The following is a 21662-nucleotide window of genomic DNA, read 5'->3' on the forward strand; positions in this document are numbered from 1 at the left end:
GCCATCCTGCCCTTTTTCGGGGCAAACAAAAAAAGGGCCGCTTGCGCGGCCCTCTTTCGTGACTGAAGCAGCGATCAGAACTTGTAGATCGCCTTGACCGCCACGTTGCCCTGGTTGTCTTCAACCGACGCGCCGTCCACGAAGACGTCGTCGTCGGACGTGTCATAGCGCACTTCGCCCAGGATCTCGAGGTTGCTGGCGACCATGTGGCCCAGCGTGAGCGTGTAGCTCTGGCCGTTGGTGTCGTCGCCCAGAACAAACGAGTCGCTGATGTCGACGTACTCGAGGCGCAGCGAGCCGCGGGTCTTGTCGCTCAGCTTCAGGTTGCCGTAGGCGGCGAGGCCCATGACCTTCTGGTCGTCGACGCCGGCGGCGTCCGGCTTGGACACGCGGTAGTCGGCATTCAGGACGAACTGGAATGCGTCGGTGGCCTGCAGGCTGAACACCGCATCGATCAGGGTTTCCTCCACCGGGATGGTGTTGTCGGAGGAGTGGTAGCCCACCAGCGAGAAGCTGCTCTTGGCGGAAGGAGCGATGCTGAAGCCCAGCTCAACCGTCTTCTGCGTGTCCGCATCCGGGCCCAGCAGGTTGCCCGGCGCCGGGGGCGGGACGAAGGCCAGACCGCCGAAGCCGGCGTTGGAAAGACCGCCATAGATCGTCGCGGAACCCAGCTTGTAGCTGGCACGCACGCCGGTGTGGACCAGGGTCTGCACGTTGGTGAACAGCAGGCCGCGGGAGATGTTGGCGTTCTGGGTGTCGTTGATCACTTCCGCACCCGCGAGGGTGACGAAACGGCCGCCCATGATGGTCAGGCCACCGGTGGCGTACTGCAGGTAGGCCTGGGTGACGTTGATGTTCTGCACGCCGTCGCCGTAGGCGGCGCTCAGCGCCTTGGCATCTTCACCGGCAATGACGTTGACCAGACCGCCCGCGCCCTGCGCCGGCAGCTTGGCCAGCGTAAAGGCAGCCTGGTTGAGGTCGAACGAGTCGGAGTTGCCGTCGAACTGGCGGAACTGCAGGTCCGCGCCGGCGGGATTGTCATCATTGAAGCTGTAGGTGTAGCTGCCGGAGATGTAGCCATCCAGCGTGACGCCCGAAGCGCCCAGCACTTCGGTCAGGGTCGGTGCAGCAGCGGAAGACATCATCGGAAGGCAGGCGAGACCCGCCGCCGTCAACAAGCCAACGTACTTGCTCATAACGCTCCTTTCACACATTTTGGAATCAGTTTTCGTGAATCGGGCGTGCGGTTTTGGTGCGCACTGCCGGAATCCCCTCTCTCGCGCAAGCACCCAGATGGTGCAGAGCGGTCCGACTCTAACAGGGCTTCACAAAATTGTCATGAAAATGAAACAGGGCCGTTCCTGGGCGCCGGAAACGAAAAAGGCCGGGCATCGAGCCCGGCCTTTGGGTGCCGCTGCGCCTGGAATCAGACGCCGGCTTTCTTCAGCAGCGTCTCGACGGCCGCCTTGACCTCGTCATCGGACAGGTCGGGATCGCCGCCGCGGGGGGGCATCATGCCCTTGCCGGAAATGGCCTTGGCCACCAGACCGTCCAGGCCGCCTTCGGTGGCCTTGCGGGCCGACCATGCACCCTTGTCGTGCGGGGCGCCCTGGACGCCGGTCTCGTGGCAGCCGGCGCAGATCTTGGTCACCACTTCCTCGCCGGTGTAGGCGGCGCGCTGCACCTTGTTGGCCTGCTGCAGCTGCAGCAGCACGGAAGGATCGGTCACCACGGTGCCCACGGGGGCGATACGGGCATTCAGGCGATCCAGGCCGGTGGCGTCACCGTGGCCCTCGCCGTCGTCGATCAGCGCGGCGGCGCCGATGCAGATGAAGAAGATCAGGAACAGGCCACCCATGACCTTGCCGAAATTGACGAAAAACACCTGATCGTGGTTCTTGTGCTCCACGGACGACTCCCTGAATGGCGTGGCTATATGGCTTTTGCGGCGCGGGAGTATAGCCGGTGCCGGCTTTTACGGGTATCCTTGCCGGCCCCACCCGCCCCCGCCCACGTCCCGTGGCTCGGCTCCCTTCAGGGCGGTATCGGGACCATATCACGCGCCCGTAGCTCAGCTGGATAGAGTGCCGGTTTCCGAAACCGTAGGTCGCAGGTTCGAATCCTGCCGGGCGCGCCAAATCTGCTTCTCCCTCCAAACCCGCCCCCGGCGGGAGCCGAGCCTGCGACCAGTCGAAGGAAAGGTTCGACTGCCCTCACAGCGGGTGGCATCGCTGCCGCAAGGCAGCGATGCCGAAGCGTTGAGTCGGGCTTGCCGTGGAAAGCCTTGAATGCACTTCCTGCCGGCGAATGCCCGGCCATGGAATGCTGGGCCGGCTAAGGCATGACTCGATGTCATGCCGAAGTAAGCCACCCTGGGCTGGGGATGGATCAGGGCGCTGCAGTCTCGCCAGATCCCCGGAGTCCGAGGGACAGGACAGCCGAGTCATCCTGCCACGCTTGCCAAATCAAAGATTTAGAGTCCGCCCATCATGACCGCCGTGCGGCCGCGCCCGGCCTGGAACAAATGCATGTTCGAGAGGAGCTGTTCTCCGAGCTGCGCCACGAAGCGCTGACGATCAGGGCAGCGGATCTTGGGACGCCACGGGTGCCTCCTGTGGATCTGGCCGCCTGGCAACGGATGCTGAAACCATGGGCGCAGGTTGCTCGGTTTCGCGCAAGCTGACCGGCATGTTCTGCAGCCGTCTGTAGAGCTGCATCTGTCGGCGCAGCGGCCACCAGTCATAGAGATAAATCTCCAGAGGGCGCCACATCGCCACCCATCCGACAATGGTGAGGCTTTGGTGCAGCAGTTCGCCAATGCTGCCTCGGGGTGCGGCCGCAAAGAAACTGCCGAGGGCCAGGCAGACAAACAGGAACCCGATGCCGATCAACAGACTGGCGCGCCCCTGACGAAGCAAATCCCGCAGTTGCAAGGCGGCGAGGCGGCTCCGCTCACCAAAGTAATGGGACAAACCTTCGCGCACATATGCCTGGGCCGCCGGAGTAGCGGCTTCACCTCGCAGGTGGATTATCAGCTCCAGGGGTGAATTCTCGGGCAGTTCCTGAGCCCAGCTGACCAGATAGTGCTCGGCATGCTGGTCGAGATCACGCTCGTAGAAAGGAGCAGGGTCCATGGAGTTGAACAGCTGGGCAAGACTGGAAAGCGAAATTTCCATCCGTTGCAGGACCGCGGCGTTCATCATTTCACCCGGACAGGGCCAGGCATTCCAGTTCGGAATGGCTCAAGACGCCGGCTTGCATCCGCACCAGGCGACCGTTCCGGAACAGAACGAAGCTGGGAATGCTGCGTATTCCGTAGCGCTGCGCCAGGGCAGGCTGAGCTTCGGTGTCCACCTTGAGAACGATCGCCTGGCCCGCAAGGCGACCGGCGGCTTTGGCAACTTCTGGCGCCGCCGTCCGGCAGGGGCCGCACCAGGGGGCCCAGAAGTCCACCAGCACGGGGACCAGGGCCTCGTTCGCGATGTCATCGAAGAGAGCCGAGTCCACGTCGATCGGCACGGACAGCGCCGGCAGAGGTTGCCGGCAGGCGCCGCAGCGGCCGGTATCCGCCAGATGCCGGGCAGGGATGCGGTTGCGGGTTCCGCAATGGGAGCAGGTTCGTATCATGGGCAGTTCCGGCAGGTCTTCGCGGCTGGGCGGACTCAGTGCGAGGGCCGATGTTCCTCGCAGTTGCGACAGCGCGTCGCCGCGGGCAAGACCTTCAGCCGGGCCACATCGATGGCCTGGCCGCAATCCTCGCACAGCTCGCCCTGCTGCTTTGATAAGCGCTCGATGGCGCGGTCCAGCTGCGCCAGCGTCGCTCTTGCGGCCGCTTCAAGCTTCTCGACCACAGGATCGTTCTGGCACTGCTGAATCTGCTCCGAGAAGTCCGGGGATACCGGATCCTCGCGGTGCTGACGCAAGGACTCAAGACGTGCCAGCTGATCGGTCATGCGGCCGCGCTCAGCCTCCAGAAACCTCATTCTGTCAAAGCTCGACGGCATGCAGGCCTCCTTTGCGGAGCCGGGAAGGGAACCGCAGGGGCGGCGCCCCTCCCGGCCCGACCTACTCGACCGTGATGCTCTTGGCGGCGGCGGGCTTGGCCTCTGCACGCGGGAGGTGCACGGAGACCACGCCGTCCTTGCACTCGGCCTTGATCTGGTCCACTTTCACGTCGTCGGGCACCGAGAAGCTGCGGGAGAATCGGCCGTAGGAGCGTTCGATGCGGTGGTACTTCTCGCCTTTGTTTTCCTTTTCACTGCTGCGCTCGCCGGAAAGCGTAAGCATGCCGTTGGCCAGGTCCAGCTTGATGTCTTCCTTCTTCAGGCCGGGAAGTTCCGCCTTGACCAGGTATTCGCGTTCGTTCTCGGTGATATCCACCACCGGCGCCCACTCGGCCAGATCGCTGCCCTGGGGGCGTGCGATTCCGCGGGAAAGGCGGGTCATCAGGTCTTCCATCTCACGGAAGGGGTTCCACTGGGTCAGTTGCATGTCGATCTCCGTTGGCTGTCCGGCTATCGAGCCGGGAGCCCAGTTTCGCTCCGGGGCCCTCCCCGGGCATTGATGCAGGTCAATTGCGCGCCACGCAGACCGGCCAAGGTGAAGCACGAATATCCGCTGGCTGCCGGGGTCACTCATCCGTGCGGCCGCCTCCGGCAGATGGCGGAGGAACATCCCGAAGCTCTGGCTGATACGCGGTTCTGGTCCAGCGTGGCGGAGGGACGCGATACCGGTGCGCTTCTCACAGAGGCCTGGTCGGAATCCCCCTGCCGTACCGCCACCTGCCCATGGCTATGGCGACGGGCGAGCCGAGAACGGATCCACGCTGGCCGCTGCGCGCTCCCTGGCCTTCGAAATTCCACAAGCTCCGCGGGACCGTCGGCGCTTGCACGTCACCCCTGGCGCAGCACCGGCGCGCGCATCCATGGACCGGATTCGTGACCCTCCGGTCGGCACAGGACGGTCGTTCAGCTCCAGCGCCTCGCGGACGCGACCCATCGCTCGGTTCTGAATCTGACGGACGCGTTCGACACTGATGCCGTAACGTGCACCCAGTGCGGCGAGGCTAAGTGCCGGCTCGCTGAGCCAGCGGCTTACCAGGATATCGCGTGAACGAGAATCGAGGCTGGCGATGGCCGCACGTAGCCGCGGTGCGTCCCTCCGTTCCGACTCCGCCTCCTCCAGGAGGCAGAGCGGATCGCGGCGATCCACCGGATGCCAGCCGGATCCATCCTTCATGTCGATGTCGAGCGACACATCTGACCCCGCCAGGCGTTCACGCATGTCATGCAATTCCTCCAGCGACACATTCAGATTCCGGGCGAGTGCTTCCTGCTGTCCTTCCTCGCTGGCCCCCTCCAATGTCGCCAGCTGCTGCCTCCTGAAGAACAGCTTGCGCTGGGCCTTGGTGGTGGCGCGGCGCACGATCTGCCAGTGGCGCAGGATGTATTCATGGATCTCCGAGCGGATCCAATGGGTGGCATAACTGATCAGACGGACCCCACAAGCAGGATCAAAGCGGCGGATCGCCTTCAGCAGGCCGGCGGTGCCCTCCTGCACCAGATCGGGCAGGGGCAGGCCATAGCCGATGTAGCGCCGTGCCAGCCAGACGACGTACCGCAAGTTTGACAAAGCCAGCTGCTGAGCTGCCTCGGCATCATCCTCCTGCGCGCGCTTCGCCAGCTCCATTTCGCGCTCACCTTCCAGCAGTGGCGTGGCGTATATCGCCTGCAGGAAAGCATCGAAGCCCTCCGCGCGTGAGCCGGCAAAGGGTACCGCCAGCGGCATCAGGGTAGTGATCATGGAGCGATCTCCTTTACGGCGAGGCTAGGCTCATCCGCCTGCTCCGGCATTGACCTGGATCAGGGCCAATGGCCTCGGGGAAACCGCATCCTGAGGGCCCATGCCTGTCAGGGGACCTTCACGATGATCGGAACCGCCACGCCGGACCTGTTCCAGGCCCTGGCCTCTTCGTCCTATTGGCTGGCGGGTGTCGCGACGGTGACGCTGGTTGCTCTCAGCGTGGTGCTTCATTTCGAGGGCATGGACGCCCTCAGCCGCTCAATTGGCAACTGGCGCGTGCCTACCCGCGCGCGCATGGTGCTCGTGGTGTTCTTCCTCATCGGACTGCATAGCGTCGAGATCTGGATGTTCGGCATCGGCATCCATGGCCTCTCCGGAATGCCGGGACTGCAGGCACCCCGGCATCTGCCGCCGCTGAAGCTGCTGGATACGATCTATCTCTCGGCCATCACCTATACCACCGTGGGCTATGGCGACCTGGTGCCGCACGGCCCGCTGCGGTTGGTTCTTGCCAGCGAGGCTCTGACCGGCCTGGTGATGATCACCTGGTCAGCTTCCTTTACCTACCTGGAGATGGAGCGCTATTGGCGTCCCCAAAGACGCCGGCGCGAGCGGCGGCATTAGAGCGCTTATCTGCAGGCGGCAGCCGCGAGCGCGACGCCCAAACCAACGACCGGTCGAGCCGGCGCGACCCGTAACGCGAGTGGCTCAGCCGCGAGCGAAGGATACTGTCACCGGACAGCGCCGACGGATCGCCGCAGGCCCAGGCAGGCGCAAAGCCCTGCCCGGGCCCAGCGCATCGGCCTCAGGGGCAACCGTTCCCCTCCACCGCAACGCCGGCCGGCGTCGCCGGGCATTGGTCGGTGCCGTCCTTGACGCCATCGCTGTCGCTGTCCGCGCCGCAATCCCTGCGCTGGCCGGCCGGATCCACCACGGCCACCGGGCATTCGGCGGCCGGGGCGGTGTCGAAGCCTCCCTCGCGCAGGAAATACAGCGGCACCTGCAGGCCGACATTGACGCGGTAATCCAGCAGCCAGTCCTCGCCGCTGACAGACTTGTCGTTGACCTGCAGCTGGGCACGCGCCTCCGTGCGCAAGGCCAAGCCGTACCAGGGCAGCGGGAACAGCAGGCCGGCGCCGGCACTGGCACCGACGTGCAGGTCTTCGTCGCCATCCACATCCTCGTTGATCAGGCCGACGCCGCCGAGCACCAGCGGCGTGAACGCCGGCAACGCGGCGATGCCGGCGTCGGTCGAGGCGTAGTGATGCACCCAATCCACGAACAGCGCGGTCTGGTAGTCCTTGCGGCCGTCCACGTCGCGCTCGCGGCCCACGTCGAACAGGCTGACTTCCAGCGCGTTGTTGCGGCCGTAGTCCAGCGGCAGGCCGACATTGACCTGCAGGCCGCGCCCGTCATCGGAATCGCGGGCGCTGTCGGAAATCTCGTGTCCGTAGTAGATGCCGGCGTACGGGATGTCGTAACCGGCAGTAGTCACCGCGAAGGCGGGCGCGGTGCAGAGCCCTGCGAGCAGGGCCATGGTCTTCAGCTTCATTGCTTCCCCCTGCGCGCCGGCATCCCTGCCGGCGCACGAATGTTGTCGTTGGGCTGCCCCTGCCTCAGCAGGGGTTGGCCGGGTTGATCGCGGCGCGCAGTTCGTCGGCGCTGAGCGTCTGCGTGTTGCCGTTCAGGTCCAGCTCGGCGCTGCCGTCCGGCTTGAAGCGGAACACCGCCTTGTTCGAACCGGAGGCCAGCTCCAGCGTGCCGGCCACGATCTGGTCGCCGGCCCCGGCGAAGGCCAGGCCGTCGGTGGTGGTCACCGTGGCGGCGCCGCCGTTGCAGGACTTGGAGCTGTAGGAGTACGGGCCGCTGACGCTCAGCAGGTCACCCTGCACGACCTTGAAGGGCGTGCCGGAACTGCCGACATCGGCACTGAAGAAATCACCGCTGGAGCGCGCATAGCGATAGGCATAGACGGCCCGGGCGTCGAGCGGGCTGCCCTGCGCCGACTTGACCTCCGACAGGCCCTGGTAGCTGAGCTTGATGCTGTCCACCAGGCGCGATCCCTCCTTCTTCTCGTACAGCTCGGTGTAGGGCTCGCTGCCGCTGCCGGCGCTGCCGTAGCTGAGACCCTGCGCCGCGCCGCTTTCCTGCACGCCGTTGAGCGACAGCGTCTGCGTGACGCCGCCCTGCTGCGGGAAGGCCGACTTGCAGTTGACCTCGCTGCTCCTGGATTGCGCGGTTTCCGCGGACTGGCCGCCGAACAGCGTGTAGCTGCGGCTGGCGCTGCTGTCCTGGCTGGTGAAGCTGCCGCCGCCCGGGCAACTGCCGCTGGAGCTGTCGGCTCCGCTGGACTGCGCGCGCTCGGCATTGTTGAAGGCCCAGGGGCGCACGCGCTGCGCGTCGGCGTTGCCGCTGTTCCAGGCGGAGGCGCCGCCGGCCACCTGATTGGCCAGTGCCCCGATCACGCCCAGTTCACGCAGCGCATCGGCCTTGGAGCCCAGGGCCGCGGCGCTGGTGTTGGTGCCGCGGCTCGGAAGGACCGCGCCGTCGCTGGCCTGGTCGCTGCGGCTGCAGGCCGCCAGCGTCAGCAGCGAGCCTGCCAGCGCGAACCCGAGAATCTGTTGAACCTTGTGCGTCGTTGCCATGAATCCCATCGCTCCCTGATTTCTGCGGACCGCAGCGGCCCACGGTGTCTTGATATTCCTGAACTCTAGTGAAGCGTTCCGCATGCCAGAAGGAACTTTTTGTGCGGCCTTCTTCCGGTGCGCGGCATATGGTTATTCCGCATCAGCGCAGGTACTGCCCGAGCAGCGCGGCACCCTGCACCACGCGGCGCTCGCCGGTCGTCCAGGCGGGGCAGGCGGCACCGCGCTTGAGCACGAAGCGCTCCGGTGCCTTGTGCAGCCAGACCCCCGACTCGCCCTGCCCCAGCGCCAGGCAGCCCTGGCGCGCCGCGCCCGCCGGCTGCGCGGCGGCCAGTTCGATACGGTGAAGCTCGCCCGGCAGCAGCGGGCGCGGCGGCGGCTCCAGCGCCTCGAACAACAGCTTCCAGCCGGTGGCGCCGCGCTGCGGCTCGCTGCCGCGGTAGCGCAGGGACAGGACCGCGTCCGGCAGCCGCAGCGTGGCGCCGCGCAGGCGTGCCGGCAGCGTGGCGTCATGGCTCAGCGCCGAGAGCTGCAGGCGCGAGGGATCGGCGATCTCGAACAGCAGCTGGCCCGCGGCCACCCTCTCGCCTTCACGCACCGGCGCGCTGGCCAGCGTCCCGCCGGCCGGGGCGCGCAGCGGCTGGCGCACCGCCAGGCCCAGTGCCGCCAGTTCGCGCTGGCGCTGCAGCGCCTGCCAGTCGAGCTCGGCCTGTTCGTAGTAGACGTTGTTCTGCGTGGCCTCGGGATTGTCCAGGGCGTCGGCCTGCACGCGCAGGCGCTCGAAATTCATCCGCGCGATGCGCAGCCTTTCATCCAGGCGCGCGATCTCGGCCTGCCGCCGCGCCGCCTCGGCCTGCGGCATGGCCGGCCGCAGCCAGCCCAGCAATTCACCCTTGCGCACTTGCTCGCCCGGCAGGGCCCAGCGCTCCGCCGGCTCCAGCGTACCGGCCTGCGCGGCGCGCAGTTCGCCGGAGTAGCGCGGGTCGGCCACGACTTCGGCCAGCAGCGACTCGCGGGCATCCACCTCTGCGGCGACGGCCGTGCGCAGGCCAAGCAGCCTCTGCAGGCTCTTGGGCACCCGCAGTTCGCCCGGGCCGACGCGCTGCACGCCCTCGGCAGGGAGCACGGCGGCATGGCCGGCGCAGGCCATTGCCAGGAGCATGGCTGCCAGCGAATGGCGCAGGCGATTCACGGCCCCCTCCCCGACAGTGCCGCCGCACCTTCGACCACCACGCGCGAGCCCGGCTCCAGGCCGGAGCTTATGCGCGCCCAGCCATCCGGCAGGACGGTGGCCGTCACCTCGCGCCTCACGAAGCGTTCCGCGGCCTCGTGCAGCCAGACGAACTGGCGGCCGCCGCGGTTCTGGATGCTGCGCGCCGGCAGCAGGCCGCCCGGCTGCGGCTTGCGCGGCAGGCCCAATCGCAGCGGCTGTCCCACGGCCAGCGGCGCGGCCGCGGCGCCGGCCGAGTACAGCGCGCGGCGCGAGCGCGAGGCCGGATCCAGGGTTTCGCCGAGGAATCCCAGCGCCAGTGTTTCACCCTGCAGCGTCCAGGCGGATTCCGCCCGGGCGCTGTCGTAGTCCTCGCCGTCGAACAGCAGTTCCACCGCCATGCCGCCGCTGCTGTTCAGCTCCAGCAGCGTCTCGCCCTCGCCGGCCACGCGGCCGGCGCGCAGGGCGGAACGCAGCACGATGGCCGAGGCCGGCGCGCGGATCGCCACGCGGCCGTCGAGGGCGCGCCGCAGTTCCACCTGCCGGGCCTTGGCGATGCGGTAGTCGGTCAGGATCTGGATCGAAGGCGTCGGCAGGCGCACGTCGAGATTCTCCGCCTCGTCGATCGAGTAGCGGTCGATCTGCAGGCGACCCAGCTTCAGGTCGCGCTCCACGCCGACGCGCTCGGCTTCCAGGTCGCGCCGCTGCGGCGCCGTCAGCGCCGGCCGCAGCCAGGCCAGCAGCTGGCCTGCCGCCACCGCGTCGCCCGCTACCGCGAAACCTGCCGGCGGCGGCTCCAGCGTGCCGGCCTGGATGCTGGTCACGCGCAGGTGGCGCCGCGGATCCACCACCACGCGCGCCGGCAGCAGCAGCGGCGGCGGCGGCGCGTCGGCCCGCTGGGTCCGCAGCTGCAGCCGCCGCTGTTCGGCCTTGTCCAGCTGCAGCACGCCCTCGCCCGGCGCCGCCCATGCCAGCAGCGGCAGGCACAGCAGCAGGGCGGCGGCGCGCAGCATCGGGCTTTCCTCAGGGCGTGGCGCGGGCGGCCGTCGAGGGCGACGGCGCATCCTTCAGCAGCGCAACCACCTTCTGCAGGCCCTTGAGCTGGGCGATCTTCAGCGGCGTGTACCCGGCCTTGGAGGCCAGCGTTGGATCGGCACCGCGCGACAGCAGGTAGCTCACCTGCTCCTCGCGCCCGCTGACACTGGCGAGATAGAGAGCCGTGATGCCGCGGTCATTGCGGCCATTGATGTCGGCGCCCGCCTCCAGCAGCAGGCCCAGCAGCTCCGGATCGGCGCCCGCGTAGACCGCATGGATCAGCGGCGTCCAGCCGGCACGGTCCGCCAGGCCAGGGTTGGCGCCGCTGTTGAGCAGCAGCTTCACCGCCAGGATCTGCTTGTGGCTGACCGCGCCGATCAGTGCCGTCTGGTCCAGCGAGTCGAAGGCATTGACGTCGAGGCCGGCCTTGAGTTCGCGCGCCACGTCGAGCAGTTCGCCCGCGCGGGCATGGTTGACGAAGAAGGCGACGCGCTCTTCCTGCGTCAGCGCCGGCTGCGCGGCGGCGGCCGGGGTGGCGGCAGGCTGGGCGGCTTCCGGCGAGCCGGGCGTGCTGGCGCAGGCGGCCAGCAGCAGCGGCAGCAGGGCGACGACGATCTTGTTGGGGTTCATGTCGGCTCCTTACGGCTCGCGGCGGGCGACGGTGCCGGGATTGCTGATCTTGGCGCCGGCGGTCAGGCGCGCGGTCAGCTCCTCGATGCGGATCTGCGCGGCCTTCTGGCGCAGCGCCTCCTTGACCGAGTCGTCCAGCGCCTCGAAGGTCTCCGGGTTGGCCACCGGGCGCGGAGCCTCCTCGAGCTTGATCACGTGCCAGCCGAAGCGGGTGCGCACCGGGGTCTTGGTGTACTGGCCCTTCTTCAGCGCCTCGACGGCGTCGGTGAAGTGATGGTCCACGAAGATGTCCGGGCGGAACCAGCCCAGGTCGCCGCCGTTGGCCTGCCCCCCGGGATCCTGGGTGCTGCGCTTGGCCAGCGCCGTGAAGTCCTCTCCCTTGCCGAGCTTGGCGATCAGGTCCTGGGCCTGCCCGGACGTCTGCACGAGGATGTGGCGGATCTTGTACTCCTGGATCTTGCCGTTGGCCTTCTTGAAGTCGTAGCTCTTCTTCAGGACCGAATCGGTAATCGGGTCCTTGGCGAAGTAGTCCTCCAGGTAGGCGCGCGACAGGATCACGCGATTCTGGAAGGCCAGCTGGTCGGCGATCACCGGCACCTTGTCCAGGCCCTGCTTCTTCGCTTCCTGCGCCAGCACTTCCTGGGTGATCAGCTCGGCGCGGGCCGCCGCCTGCGCGTCGGCATTGTCCGAGCGCTTCGACTGGTTCTCCGGGTCGATGCCCTGGCTCATCAGCAGCACGTGGTTGCGGCTGATGGGCTGGCCGTTGACCAGTACGTCCGCGGCCAGGCCCTGCGAAGCCGGGGCGGCCAGCGCCGCGGTGGAGCCCAGCACGGTCGAGAGCGCGAGGGCCAGGAGATTCTTGGTGTAAGTCATGTCGTTCATCTCTGTTGAATCAAGGTCGGTTGCACGGCCGTTGAAGCCGAAAGGACGCTGCCTGCTTGCGCAGGCAGCGTCCGGTTTCCATCACGGCCGCTTTGTCGGCCTTGTCTTACTGCGAGCCATCCGCGTCGATCGGCTTGGCCGGGTAGTAGCCCGGGCCGAACAGCGCCGCGCCGTCGCGCTCGAAGGCCGCCGCGTGCGGCTTGGCGCCGCCCTTGGCGCCACGGGCGCCCGGCCAGTTCCAGCCGTCGCGCGCCTTGCTGTCGAAATCCAGGCAGGGCGTGCCGAGCAGCTCGTCGGTGAACGAGGTGTCGAGCACCGTCGCGCCGGTCTTGCGGTCGAACTTGCCGAGGCAGATCGTGCGGTCGCCGTCGGAGCCGGTGCCCGGCCCCGGGACGTGCTGCAGTTCCACGAAGTACTGGATGAAGGCGAAGCGGGCGGAACCCGAGGCTTCCGGCTGGCCTTCCACCTGGTCGCGCGGCAGGCCCAGGCCGTTGACCACCTTCGGACGCAGGTCCAGGTAGCCGCCCTCGCCGCTCGGCGTGCGCTGGTGACCGACGCGGTCGTACAGCGTGAAGTGCGGGCCGCCGTGCGTGTACAGGTTCTGCAGCGAGTTGAGGTTGCCGCTGCCCGGCGTGCCGCCGTCGCCCGAGGGCTCGCCGCCGGTCTGCTGGCCGTTGAGGATGATGCCGGCCACGTCCAGGCCATCGAGGACGCCCAGGCCGTCGACGTTCAGCTCCAGCAGGTTGCGGATGGCGCTGCCGTCCAGCACGTTGCCGGCGGCGTCGGTGATGTTGTTCAGCAGCGTGCCGGGGTTCAGCACGTTGTCGAGCACGCTCACCAGGCGCAGGTAGCCGGTGCCGACCTGGTCGGTGTTGGAAGACACCGTGGTGGGCAGGCCCTTGCCGTGCGGGCCGGTCTCGAACTGGCCGATGGCGCCACGGATACGCGGGCAATCGTCCGCCTCGTTGTTGTGCTTGAGCACGTTGAACTTGCCGCTGGCGCCGGCAAAGCGGTTGCTGCGCGTGGCTGCGGTGCCCAGCGAGGTGTTGGCGGGACGGGTCGCGTCCGGCGGCGGGAAGTCGCACTGGATGCGGGTCTCGGCGGTGTCGGCCTTGCCCTTGGCCAGCAGCGGACGCACGTCCACGGTCAGCACGCGGCGGCTGTGCTGGCGCGGGTAGTCGCGGTCGAACACGGCGCTGCCCGAGGGATCGATGCTGGGCGGGCTCTGGATGCCCGATACCGGCTGGATCAGGAAGCGGTCGTCGTCCGACAGCGTGAAGTACGACACGCCCGAGCAGGGACCGACGTCGTACACCGGGCGCCAGTAGGGGCCCGTGCCGCCGTAGGCATTCGGCTGGTCGCCGCGGATGGTGATGTCCGGCGAGTAGTACAGCACGCCGCCGCACATGCTGGCGGTGAAGGCACCGTCATGCGGCACGTAGTCGGCATCGCCCGGCTTGCAGTCGGAGGAGCTGACCTTCGAGGCGTCGTTGGCCGCGACACCGGCCTTGGTCACGGCGGCGTCGTAGGACGGATCGCCCAGGTTCTCCCAGCCCTTCTGGCCCGAGCAGTGATGCGACTGGTGCGCCAGGCCGAAAGCCATCAGGCCCTCGTTCTCCTCGTGGAACAACACTTCCTCGTGGCGCGGGCCATCCGGCACGGCGCTGACCGAGCGGATGTAGGAGTTGCCGGAATAGACGTTGGCTTCCTTCAGCGAGTCGCGGGTCTTGCCCAGGTTGTACACGCCGCTGGTCTCCCACACGCGCACCGAGGCGCCGTAGGTGGAGCCGCAGATGCCCAGCGGGCCGGCGTTGATGTTCTGGTTCTTGGCGCAGAACACCGACAGCGCGCCGTTGATGGCGGCGGCGCCGATCGAGGCCGGCACGGCGTAGTCCGAGGTCGCCAGGTACTTGCCGTCATAGGTCAGGCCCATGCCGTGCGGCTGAGACTCGTGGCCGGCGTCGGCGTTGCCCAGGAAGAACACACCCTGGTTGCGCTTGCGTGACTCGCGCTGGTCCGGGTAGCTGGTGTAGTTCGTCGGGTTGCGCGGCTGGTTGGCGCTGACGCAGCCCGGGTACTCGGTGATGCCCTTGTGGCCCGGCTCGGCGCTGTCTTCCGGCGCGGTGCCGCCGACGCAGCCCAGCAGGCCCACGGTCTCGAGCAGCGGCGCCACCGCGGGAACCGACGGCGTGCACAACCCGGCCAGCGTCGGCGCATTGCGGCCCGGGTCGATCTCGGTGACCGTGCCCATGGCGCCGTAGCCGTAGCTGCCCATGTAGGTGTAGATGATCTTGTGGTCGCCGCCCGGCGCCGGCATGACGATGAAGTCGTCGGTCAGCGAAGAGCGCTTGGGCTGCGTGCCGCAGACCACCAGGTCGGCCTTCTGGATGTTGCGGACGCTGGTGATGTCGTAGCGGAACACGTTCTTGCTGATCACGCCGCCGCCGAAGGTGTACTTGCGACCCTTCTGCAGGCCGTCGCCGCCGCCGGAGATGTACGAGGTGTAGCTCAGCATGTGATGCGGGTCGTTGTGCGCATCGGAGTTGGCGATGAGGCCGCCCGGCAGGATGTTGGACAGCGTCACGCGCGGCAGCTCGGCGGTCCAGATGACGTCGCCGTAGCGGGTGGAGTTGGGCTCCACGTCGACCACCGCCAGGAAGTCCTGCGCGCTGTCGGGACTGCAGGTACCCACCGGCACCGGCAGGGCGCAACCGTCGCCCGTCCAGACCAGCAGCACCGAACCGTTGGGAATGATCTCCCCCGTGTACTTGTTGATGGCGGCAGGCGCGGACGCCTGTGCCGCTCCCGCCGCGGCGATCACGCCGCTGGCCGTCGCCGCGAGCGCAACTCGCCGCAACGACCGCAGGACTCCCTTGGAAAATTCGTACATGTCCACTCCTGTGGCTTTCGCTTGTTTGTGCCGCGATACGAACGGCATTCGGAGCGCAGAATAGCCACGCAGGAGAGGCCGTAGACCCTCTCTGAAATAGAATAGTTTTTCCGCGGTTATGGTCGGCGAAGGCATAAGCTCATGACTTTCCGGCAAGGACGCGCAGAGGGGCTTCGCCATGGCGCAGGAACAGCGCCGGCGTGACGAAGCTGTCGAGCAGCGTGTTGCTGATCAGGCCGCCGAACACGACCAGGGCCACGGGATGCAGGATCTCGCGCCCCGGCGTGCCGCCGGCGATGACCAGCGGCAGCAGCGACAGGGCCGCGATCAGCGCCGTCATCAGCACCGGAGCAAGGCGCTCCGCGGAACCGCGGACCACCAGCGCCTCGCCGAAGGACTCGCCTTCGTCGCGCGCCAGCCGGATGTAGTGGCTGATCTTGAGGATGGCGTTGCGGACGGCGATACCCGCCAGGGTGACGAAACCCACCAGGCTGGCCACCGACAGCGGCGTGGCGGTGATCGCCATCAGCAGCACGCCGCCCGCGCAGGCCAGCGGCACGTTGCCCAGCACGATCAGCGCCAGCCGCAGCGAGCGGTAGCGGCCGTGCAGCAGCACCAGCATGAACAGCAGCGACAGGCCCGCCAGCAGCAGCACGCGCTGCGCGGCACGGCGCTGCTCCTCGGCCTGTCCTTCGAAACGCAGTTCGTACCCGGGCGGCAGCGGCAGCGCCTTCAGGCGTTCGCGCGCGGCGGCGCCGGCCCGCTCGAACCCCCGGGCCGCGGGGAAGGCGGATACCGCGATGCGCCTGCGCGAGCCCTCGCGGCCGACCTGGTAGGCGCCCGGCTCCAGCTCCAGGGTCGCGATCCAGGACAACGGCACACGGCCTGCCGGCGATTCCAGCGGCAGCTCGCGCAGCGCCTCGACGCTGCGCTGCCGCTCGGGCAGGCGCAGCACCAGTTCATGGCGCCGGTCGCCGTCGACGAACTCCGACAGCGGCAGGCCCACGGTCAGGTTGCCGACCTGGCGCAGCACGGCCGCCGGCGAGAGGCCGTAGAGCGCGGCGGCCCGCGTATCGACGCGCAGGCGCGCCTGCGGCACCGCGTCCTGGCGCTCCAGCTGCACGTCCGCCAGGCCCGGCAGCTCCCGCAGGCTGGCCTGGACCTGCAGGCCCAGCCGCTGCAGCGTCGCCAGGTCGTCGCCGAAGACCTTCACCACCAGCGGCGCGCGCACGCCTGACATCAGGTGATCGATGCGGTGCGAGATCGGCTGGCCGATGGCGATGTCGCCCGGCAGCACGGACAGGCGGCGGCGCAAGGCCGCCACCAGGTCGTCGCGCCGGGCATCCGCGGACAGCGCCACGTCCAGTTCCGAGTAGTGCAGGCCCTCGGCATGCTCGTCGAGTTCGGCGCGGCCGGTGCGGCGGCCCACCGCTTCGACGCCCGGCAGCGGCAGGATCAGGCGTTCCGCCAGGCGCCCCAGCCGGTCGGACTCCTCCAGGGAGATGCCGGGCTGCAGCACCAGGTTGACGGTCAGCGTGCCCTCGTTGAACGGCGGCAGGAAGCTGCGCGGCAGCAGCAGGGCCGCGACGGCGGCGACCGCCAGCACCGCCAGCGTGATGGCCGTCACCGCGCGGGGATGCCGCAGGCTCCGCGCCAGCAGCAACGCGTAGCGCTCGCGCAGGCGTGACAGCCAGCGCCGCTCGCCGATCCGCCGCGGCGTGCCGCCGCGCAGCAGCAGGCTGCACAGCACCGGCGTCAGCGTCACCGCCACCAGCAGGCTGGCCAGGATCGCGGTGACATAGGCGATGCCCAGCGGCAGGAACAGCCGTCCTTCGATGCCGCCCAGCGCGAACAGCGGCAGGAAGGACAGCACGATGATGAAGGTGGCGTAAAGGATGCCGGAGCGCACCTCGACCGTCGCGGCAAGGATCGTGGCCAAGGCGTCGCCGCCGCCGGTGCGCAGGCGCCGCATCACGTTCTCGACGCCGACCACGGCGTCGTCCACCAGTTCGCCCACGGCGATGGCGAGCCCGCCCAGGGTCATCGTGTTCACCGACAGGCCCAGCGCGTGGAAGACCAGCACGGCCGACAGCATCGACAGCGGAATCGCCGCCAGCGCGATCAGGCTGGGCCGCAGGCCGGCGAAGAACGCCAGCAGCGTCGCCGCGACGATCACGCTGGCATGCAGCAGCGAGGCGCCGAGATTGTCCATGGAGCGACCGATGAAGTCGGCCTGGCGGAACAGGGCCGCGGCCTCGGTGCCGGGCGGCAGCCGCGGCGCCAGTTCCGCCAGGCGGCGTTCCACCGCGGCCGTGACGGCCACGGTGTCCGCGCCCGGATGCTTCTGCACCGCCAGGATCACCGCGGCCCGCCCGCCATAGCCGGCGGCGCCGCGCCGGATCGCGTGACCCTGGCCGATCTCCGCGACCTGGCCCAGGCGCAGCGGCGAACCGCCACGCCAGTCCACCGCGACCTGCGCCAGTTCGCCGAAGTCCGCCGGCGCGGCGCGGCTCCCCACCGCGATCTGCTGGCCCTGGTCCTCGGCGTAGCCGCCGCCGGCCGCGCGGCCGTGCCCGCGCAGGGCCTGCTCGATCTGCTGCAGCGACACGCCCAGCGCCTGCAGGCGCTGCGGGTCGGGCCGCAGCTCGACCTGCCGCACATCGCCGCCGATCACGCTGACCTGCGCGACGCCCGGCACCCCGAGCAGCGCCGGCCGCAGCGTCCAGTCGGCCGCGTCGCGCAGGCCGGCGGCATCGTCCGTCCCCGGATCACGCCATTGCAGCGATAGCAGCAGGATCTCGCCCATCAGCGAGGTCATCGGCCCCAGCCGGGCCTTGAGGCCTTCCGGCAGCCGCGCGAGATCGAGTCGCTCCGCCACCAGCTGGCGGGCGCGGTAGGGGTCCATGTCCCAGCCGAATTCGGCATAGGCCAGCGCCAGGCCCGGGGCGGTGGTCGTGCGCAGGCGCTGCAGCCCGGGAATGCCCTGCAGGGCCGCCTCCAGCGGCACGGTGGCCAGGGTCTCTACGTCCTCGGTCGCCAGGCCGGCCGCCTCGACGTGCACGGTGACGGTCGGGCGGTTCAGTTCGGGCAGCACGTCCACCGGCAGGCGCTGCAGGCTGGCCAGTCCCGCGATCAGCAGGGCCAGCGAGAACAGCAGCACCAGCGCCCGGTTGTGCAGGCTCCAGCGCAGGATGCCGGCGAAGCTCAAGCCCGCCTCCGGCGGCGCCGCAGCAGGACGAGGCCCGCCGACACCGCCAGCACCAGGGCCAGCGCCCAGGGCCACCGGGGGCGCGGTGCTCCCTCCCCCTGCAGCGCCGCGGGCGGCAGCTGCAGCGCGAAGCTCTCCTGCCAGCCCTCGCCGCGCAGCTGCAGCTGCAGCGATTCCTCCTCCGGCAGCAGGTCCAGCGGCAGGCGATAGATTCCCTCGCCCAGCGGCTGGGCCTCGATGCGGCGGTCCGCCACGGCCACCGCCACGGAAAGGTTCTCCAGCGGCGCATTGCTGGCGTAGTCGTCGGCATAGACCAGCAGCGCCTCGGCGCCCCGCGCCACGACGCCCTCGATGCGCGCGCTGTGGAACTCCACCCGCGGCTCCAGCGCGGCGGCGGCTTCGGCCGCATCGCCATGCTCATGGCCCTCGTGGGCCTGGGCGAGGAAGGCCGATGCCAGCAGCAGGAGGGCGGCGACCCGCTTCATGGCAGGGGCTCCGCGTAGCGGGCATCCTGCAGGAAGGCTTCGTCCGTCAGCGTCTCGAGGAAGGCCACCAGCGCCTGCTGCTGCTCCGGCCCCAGCGCCAGGCCGCCGCGCAACGCGGGATCCAGCGCCGCCGAGTCGCGGATTCCCGAGGCATAGTGGCGCAGCACCTGCGACAGCGTGTCGAAGCGGCCGTCATGCATGTAGGGGGCCGTGACCGCGACGTTGCGCAGCGACGGCACCTTGAAGCGGCCACGCTCCGCGGCCTTGCCGCTGATGGCGCCGCGGCCGGCATCGGCACTGTCGGCGTCGAGTCCGTTGCCGCGGTAGCTGTAGTCGGTGAACAGCGGCTCCCGGTGGCAGGTGGCGCAGTGGCGGCGGAACAGCGCCAGCCCTTCCCGCTCCCGTGCCGACAGCTCGCCGCGATCGTAGCGCGAGTCTGCCGAGCGCAGCGTGCCGATGAACTGGGTCAGCGCCAGCAGCACGCGGCGACTGTCGATCTCGCCGGGACCGAAAGCCGCCTCGAAGCGGCGGCGGTAGCCCGCATCGGCGCGCAGCTTCACCAGCACGCCCTCCAGGGTCTCGCCCATTTCCACCGGATTGGCCAGGGGCGCCAGCGGCTGCAGTTCCAGGTTGTGGATCGCGCCATCCCACATCAGCGCCGGCTGCCAGGCGAGATTGAACAGCGCCGGCGCGTTGCGCGTGCCGTTGGCGCCGTGCAGGCCATGGCTGACGCGATGGTCCAGGTGCGCGAAGGCGGCGAACTGCTGGTGGCAGCTGGCGCAGGAAATGCTGCCGTCCAGCGACAGCCGCGGATCGTGGAACAGGCGCCGCCCCAGTTCAAAGCCGGAGGCAGTCACCGGGTTGCCGGAGAAGTCGTACTGCGGCGCCGGCCAGCCCGCGGGCACGGCGGCCCGAGGCGTGGGAAAGCTCTCGACGAAATCCGCCAGGCGCTGGCGCAGCACGCCGTTCGCGGCGAGCAGCAGGACCAGCAGCAGCGGCAGCAGGGCCAAGGCGCGGCGCCTCATCCGCCACCGCGCCGGCGCGGCTCGTGGTGCAGATGATCGACGCGGAACATCGCCGCCGCGTTGTCGGCCAGCGGCCTGGCCGACACCGGGTCCATGGCTTCGGGCAACTGCGCGATCCGCACCGGGTTCACGGCGGAAAGCAGCGCGCCCACGTCCACCGCCAGGTGCACGGTCGGCCGCAGCCGCTCCTCGACCCGGACCGGACGCTCGCCGAACGGCAGATAGACGCGTCGCGCCAGCGACGGCTCGCCGCCGCCCAGGTGATAGCTGAAGCGTCCGCCCGGGGCCGGCGACTGCGGGGATTTCCCTTCCAGCACCAGGAAGATGTAGCCGCTCTTCCAGGTCCAGAACATGCCGCGCGCGGGATCCAGGGCGCCGGTCTGCGCACCGGCATGGTTGCGCGCCTCGTCGACCCCGACCAGGAACTCGACGCCGGTGTACTCGCCCGCCGGCACGCCGGCGATGCGCAGGCGCCGGCTGTCGGCCCTGGCCTCGTCCACCAGGTGATAGGCCTCGGCCGATTCCGCCGGATGCAGCGGCGCGAACCAGCTGCCATCGGCGCGCCGCAGCCGCGGCAGGCTCAGGTAGTAGCGCAGCCGGCTGACCGAAAAGTCCTCGCCCGCCGCGTTGCGGTAGATCGCGTCGTCCAGGCGCAGCGGCTCGCTGCCGACGACGTGGCTGATGTCGATCTCCACGTCGAGTTCCGGCGCGCGGGTGCAGCCGGCCAGTCCCAGCGCCAGGGCCAGGATCGGCAGGATCAGCCGGCTCATAGCGTCCGCAGGACCGGCAGCAGTTCGCGCGCGCGGTTGCGGCGCTCTTCGGGGTCGGCCAGGCGGCCGATCTCGTCGACGATGTCGCGTCCCAGGTGCGGGGCGAACAGCTGGATGAAGTCGTACATGTAGCCGCGCAGGAACATGCCGCGGCGGAAGCCGATGTGCGTGGTGCTGGACTCGAACAGGTGCCCGGCGGGCAGGCGCACGAGGTCGGTGTCCGTCTGCGGGTCGTAGGCCATGTCGGCCACGATGCCGATGCCGAGCCCCAGACGGACGTAGGTCTTGATCACGTCGGCGTCCACCGCCGTCAGCATCAGGTTGGGCTTGAGCCCGCGTGCGCCAAAGGCCTTATCCAGCTGCGAGCGGCCGTTGAAGCCGAAGGTGTAGGTCACCAGCGGATACTGGGCCACGTCCTCCAGCGTCAGCTCGCGCGCCTGGGCCAGGGGATGCTCGGGCTTCACCAGCACGCAGCGGTTCCAGCGGTAGCAGGGCAGCATCACCAGCTGGTCGTAGAGGTCCATGGCCTCGGTGGCGATGGCGAAATCCGCCTGCCCTTCCGCGGCGATCTTGGAGATCTGCACCGGCGAGCCCTGGTGGAGGTGCAGCGAAACCTTGGGGTACTTGCCGGTGAAGGCGCTGACCACGCCGGGCAGCGCATAGCGCGCCTGCGTATGCGTGGTGGCGATCGCCAGGTCCCCGGCGTCGGTGTCGCGGTACTCGCCGGCGATGCGCGAAATGTTCTCGATCTCGGTCAGCACGCGCTGCGTGTGCTCGAGGATGCGCCGGCCTGCCGGCGTCACCTGGGTCAGGTGCTTGCCGCTGCGCTCGAAGATGTCGACGCCCAGTTCCTCTTCCAGCACGCGGATCTGCTTGCTGACGCCGGGCTGGGAGGTGAACAGTGCCATCGACGCCGCCGTGACGTTGAGCCCGCGGCGCGAGACCTCGTGGATGTACCGCAGCTGTCGCAGTTTCATGGACGGACTCCCGCCCAGGGCCTGCGCCCCGACCTGTCTTGCTGTTGCATCGCCGCCACCCTTAGAACCGATTCTCCGAACCGGCGAGCAATCTAGGGCAGCA

20 protein-coding genes, 1 tRNA gene and 1 pseudogene are annotated in these 21662 nt (G+C 69.0%); 2 read left to right on the forward strand and 20 right to left on the reverse strand.

Annotated features, from left to right (window positions below; genetic code table 11):
- Positions 1–74: 74 nt before the first annotated feature.
- Complete coding sequence (locus tag C3942_RS13955; RefSeq protein ID WP_165797453.1) at positions 75–1196, reverse strand: outer membrane beta-barrel protein; 1122 nt, start codon at positions 1194–1196, stop codon at positions 75–77.
- 230 nt (positions 1197–1426) lie between these two features.
- Positions 1427–1909, reverse strand: coding sequence for a c-type cytochrome (locus tag C3942_RS13960; protein WP_104230967.1), 483 nt, complete (start codon positions 1907–1909; stop codon positions 1427–1429).
- 151 nt (positions 1910–2060) lie between these two features.
- Here C3942_RS13960 and C3942_RS13965 point away from each other — a divergent pair.
- Positions 2061–2137: transfer RNA gene (locus tag C3942_RS13965), tRNA-Arg, on the forward strand.
- 439 nt (positions 2138–2576) lie between these two features.
- Here C3942_RS13965 and C3942_RS13970 read toward each other — a convergent pair.
- From C3942_RS13970 to C3942_RS13990, 6 genes and pseudogenes are all read right to left on the reverse strand, one after another.
- On the reverse strand, positions 2577–3200 hold the full coding sequence (locus C3942_RS13970) for a hypothetical protein (RefSeq protein WP_133164308.1): 624 nt from the start codon (positions 3198–3200) through the stop codon (positions 2577–2579).
- Between the two features lie 4 nt (positions 3201–3204).
- A complete protein-coding gene (locus C3942_RS13975) occupies positions 3205–3519 on the reverse strand; it encodes a thioredoxin family protein (protein ID WP_207766092.1) in 315 nt (104 codons plus the stop codon).
- 33 nt (positions 3520–3552) lie between these two features.
- Positions 3553–3627: pseudogene (locus C3942_RS22970) on the reverse strand (thiol reductase thioredoxin); the annotation flags it as partial.
- A 35-nt stretch (positions 3628–3662) separates the two neighbouring features.
- A complete protein-coding gene (locus C3942_RS13980; protein ID WP_207766093.1) occupies positions 3663–3953 on the reverse strand; it encodes a TraR/DksA family transcriptional regulator in 291 nt (96 codons plus the stop codon).
- Positions 3954–4065: 112 nt separating this feature from the next.
- Positions 4066–4491 (reverse strand): Hsp20/alpha crystallin family protein, encoded by a 426-nt coding sequence (locus C3942_RS13985; protein WP_104230970.1) that lies wholly within the window; start codon positions 4489–4491, stop codon positions 4066–4068.
- 300 nt (positions 4492–4791) lie between these two features.
- On the reverse strand, positions 4792–5802 hold the full coding sequence (locus C3942_RS13990) for an RNA polymerase factor sigma-32 (RefSeq protein ID WP_104230971.1): 1011 nt from the start codon (positions 5800–5802) through the stop codon (positions 4792–4794).
- A 123-nt stretch (positions 5803–5925) separates the two neighbouring features.
- Between C3942_RS13990 and C3942_RS13995 the strand changes: the two genes are divergently transcribed.
- Positions 5926–6426 carry a potassium channel family protein gene (locus C3942_RS13995; protein ID WP_104230972.1) on the forward strand — a complete coding sequence of 167 codons (501 nt, stop codon included), beginning with the start codon at positions 5926–5928 and terminating at the stop codon, positions 6424–6426.
- A 181-nt stretch (positions 6427–6607) separates the two neighbouring features.
- Here C3942_RS13995 and C3942_RS14000 read toward each other — a convergent pair whose 3' ends face one another.
- The 12 genes from C3942_RS14000 to cysB form a co-directional block, all read right to left on the reverse strand.
- Positions 6608–7354, reverse strand: coding sequence for a hypothetical protein (locus tag C3942_RS14000; protein ID WP_104230973.1), 747 nt, complete (start codon positions 7352–7354; stop codon positions 6608–6610).
- 64 nt (positions 7355–7418) lie between these two features.
- Positions 7419–8447 carry a hypothetical protein gene (locus tag C3942_RS14005; RefSeq protein WP_133164309.1) on the reverse strand — a complete coding sequence of 343 codons (1029 nt, stop codon included), beginning with the start codon at positions 8445–8447 and terminating at the stop codon, positions 7419–7421.
- Between the two features lie 142 nt (positions 8448–8589).
- Positions 8590–9639, reverse strand: a complete 1050-nt coding sequence (locus C3942_RS14010; protein WP_104230975.1) for an efflux RND transporter periplasmic adaptor subunit — start codon at positions 9637–9639, stop codon at positions 8590–8592.
- Complete coding sequence (locus C3942_RS14015) at positions 9636–10670, reverse strand: efflux RND transporter periplasmic adaptor subunit (RefSeq protein WP_104230976.1); 1035 nt, start codon at positions 10668–10670, stop codon at positions 9636–9638. Before C3942_RS14015 ends, C3942_RS14010 begins: the two co-directional genes overlap by 4 nt.
- Before the next feature lie 10 nt (positions 10671–10680).
- Positions 10681–11322: an ankyrin repeat domain-containing protein gene (locus C3942_RS14020; RefSeq protein ID WP_104230977.1), complete on the reverse strand. Its 642-nt coding sequence runs from the start codon at positions 11320–11322 to the stop codon at positions 10681–10683.
- Positions 11323–11331: 9 nt separating this feature from the next.
- Positions 11332–12195, reverse strand: a complete 864-nt coding sequence (locus C3942_RS14025) for a peptidylprolyl isomerase (RefSeq protein WP_165797454.1) — start codon at positions 12193–12195, stop codon at positions 11332–11334.
- Positions 12196–12310: 115 nt separating this feature from the next.
- Complete coding sequence (locus C3942_RS14030; protein WP_104230979.1) at positions 12311–15094, reverse strand: hypothetical protein; 2784 nt, start codon at positions 15092–15094, stop codon at positions 12311–12313.
- A gap of 139 nt (positions 15095–15233) precedes the next feature.
- Entirely contained in the window at positions 15234–18302 is a 3069-nt protein-coding gene (locus C3942_RS14035; protein ID WP_207766094.1) for an efflux RND transporter permease subunit, read from the reverse strand.
- Positions 18299–18787: a hypothetical protein gene (locus C3942_RS14040; protein WP_104230980.1), complete on the reverse strand. Its 489-nt coding sequence runs from the start codon at positions 18785–18787 to the stop codon at positions 18299–18301. Before C3942_RS14040 ends, C3942_RS14035 begins: the two co-directional genes overlap by 4 nt.
- Positions 18784–19812, reverse strand: coding sequence for a cytochrome-c peroxidase (locus tag C3942_RS14045; RefSeq protein WP_104230981.1), 1029 nt, complete (start codon positions 19810–19812; stop codon positions 18784–18786). Before C3942_RS14045 ends, C3942_RS14040 begins: the two co-directional genes overlap by 4 nt.
- Positions 19809–20582 (reverse strand): MbnP family protein, encoded by a 774-nt coding sequence (locus C3942_RS14050; RefSeq protein ID WP_104230982.1) that lies wholly within the window; start codon positions 20580–20582, stop codon positions 19809–19811. The genes C3942_RS14045 and C3942_RS14050 overlap by 4 nt, the downstream gene beginning before the upstream one ends.
- Positions 20579–21559 (reverse strand): HTH-type transcriptional regulator CysB, encoded by a 981-nt coding sequence (gene cysB / locus C3942_RS14055; RefSeq protein ID WP_104230983.1) that lies wholly within the window; start codon positions 21557–21559, stop codon positions 20579–20581. Before cysB ends, C3942_RS14050 begins: the two co-directional genes overlap by 4 nt.
- Positions 21560–21662: the final 103 nt, after the last annotated feature.

Source organism: Solimonas fluminis, assembly GCF_002930645.1.
GTDB classification, from domain to species: Bacteria; Pseudomonadota; Gammaproteobacteria; order Nevskiales; family Nevskiaceae; genus Solimonas_A; species Solimonas_A fluminis.

Bases quoted from the DNA above. Each gene is read 5' to 3' on its own strand.
- C3942_RS14020 (WP_104230977.1), bottom strand. From the start codon at position 11,322: ATGAACCCCAACAAGATCGTCGTCGCCCTGCTGCCGCTGCTGCTGGCC.
- C3942_RS14030 (WP_104230979.1), bottom strand. From the start codon at position 15,094: ATGTACGAATTTTCCAAGGGAGTCCTGCGGTCGTTGCGGCGAGTTGCG.
- C3942_RS13995 (WP_104230972.1), top strand. From the start codon at position 5,926: ATGATCGGAACCGCCACGCCGGACCTGTTCCAGGCCCTGGCCTCTTCG.
- C3942_RS13970 (WP_133164308.1), bottom strand. From the start codon at position 3,200: ATGAACGCCGCGGTCCTGCAACGGATGGAAATTTCGCTTTCCAGTCTT.
- cysB (WP_104230983.1), bottom strand. From the start codon at position 21,559: ATGAAACTGCGACAGCTGCGGTACATCCACGAGGTCTCGCGCCGCGGG.
- C3942_RS14045 (WP_104230981.1), bottom strand. From the start codon at position 19,812: ATGAGGCGCCGCGCCTTGGCCCTGCTGCCGCTGCTGCTGGTCCTGCTG.
- C3942_RS14040 (WP_104230980.1), bottom strand. From the start codon at position 18,787: ATGAAGCGGGTCGCCGCCCTCCTGCTGCTGGCATCGGCCTTCCTCGCC.
- C3942_RS14015 (WP_104230976.1), bottom strand. From the start codon at position 10,670: ATGCTGCGCGCCGCCGCCCTGCTGCTGTGCCTGCCGCTGCTGGCATGG.
- C3942_RS13955 (WP_165797453.1), bottom strand. From the start codon at position 1,196: ATGAGCAAGTACGTTGGCTTGTTGACGGCGGCGGGTCTCGCCTGCCTT.
- C3942_RS14000 (WP_104230973.1), bottom strand. From the start codon at position 7,354: ATGAAGCTGAAGACCATGGCCCTGCTCGCAGGGCTCTGCACCGCGCCC.
- C3942_RS13980 (WP_207766093.1), bottom strand. From the start codon at position 3,953: ATGACCGATCAGCTGGCACGTCTTGAGTCCTTGCGTCAGCACCGCGAG.
- C3942_RS14005 (WP_133164309.1), bottom strand. From the start codon at position 8,447: ATGGCAACGACGCACAAGGTTCAACAGATTCTCGGGTTCGCGCTGGCA.
- C3942_RS13990 (WP_104230971.1), bottom strand. From the start codon at position 5,802: ATGATCACTACCCTGATGCCGCTGGCGGTACCCTTTGCCGGCTCACGC.
- C3942_RS13985 (WP_104230970.1), bottom strand. From the start codon at position 4,491: ATGCAACTGACCCAGTGGAACCCCTTCCGTGAGATGGAAGACCTGATG.
- C3942_RS14025 (WP_165797454.1), bottom strand. From the start codon at position 12,195: ATGACTTACACCAAGAATCTCCTGGCCCTCGCGCTCTCGACCGTGCTG.
- C3942_RS14050 (WP_104230982.1), bottom strand. From the start codon at position 20,582: ATGAGCCGGCTGATCCTGCCGATCCTGGCCCTGGCGCTGGGACTGGCC.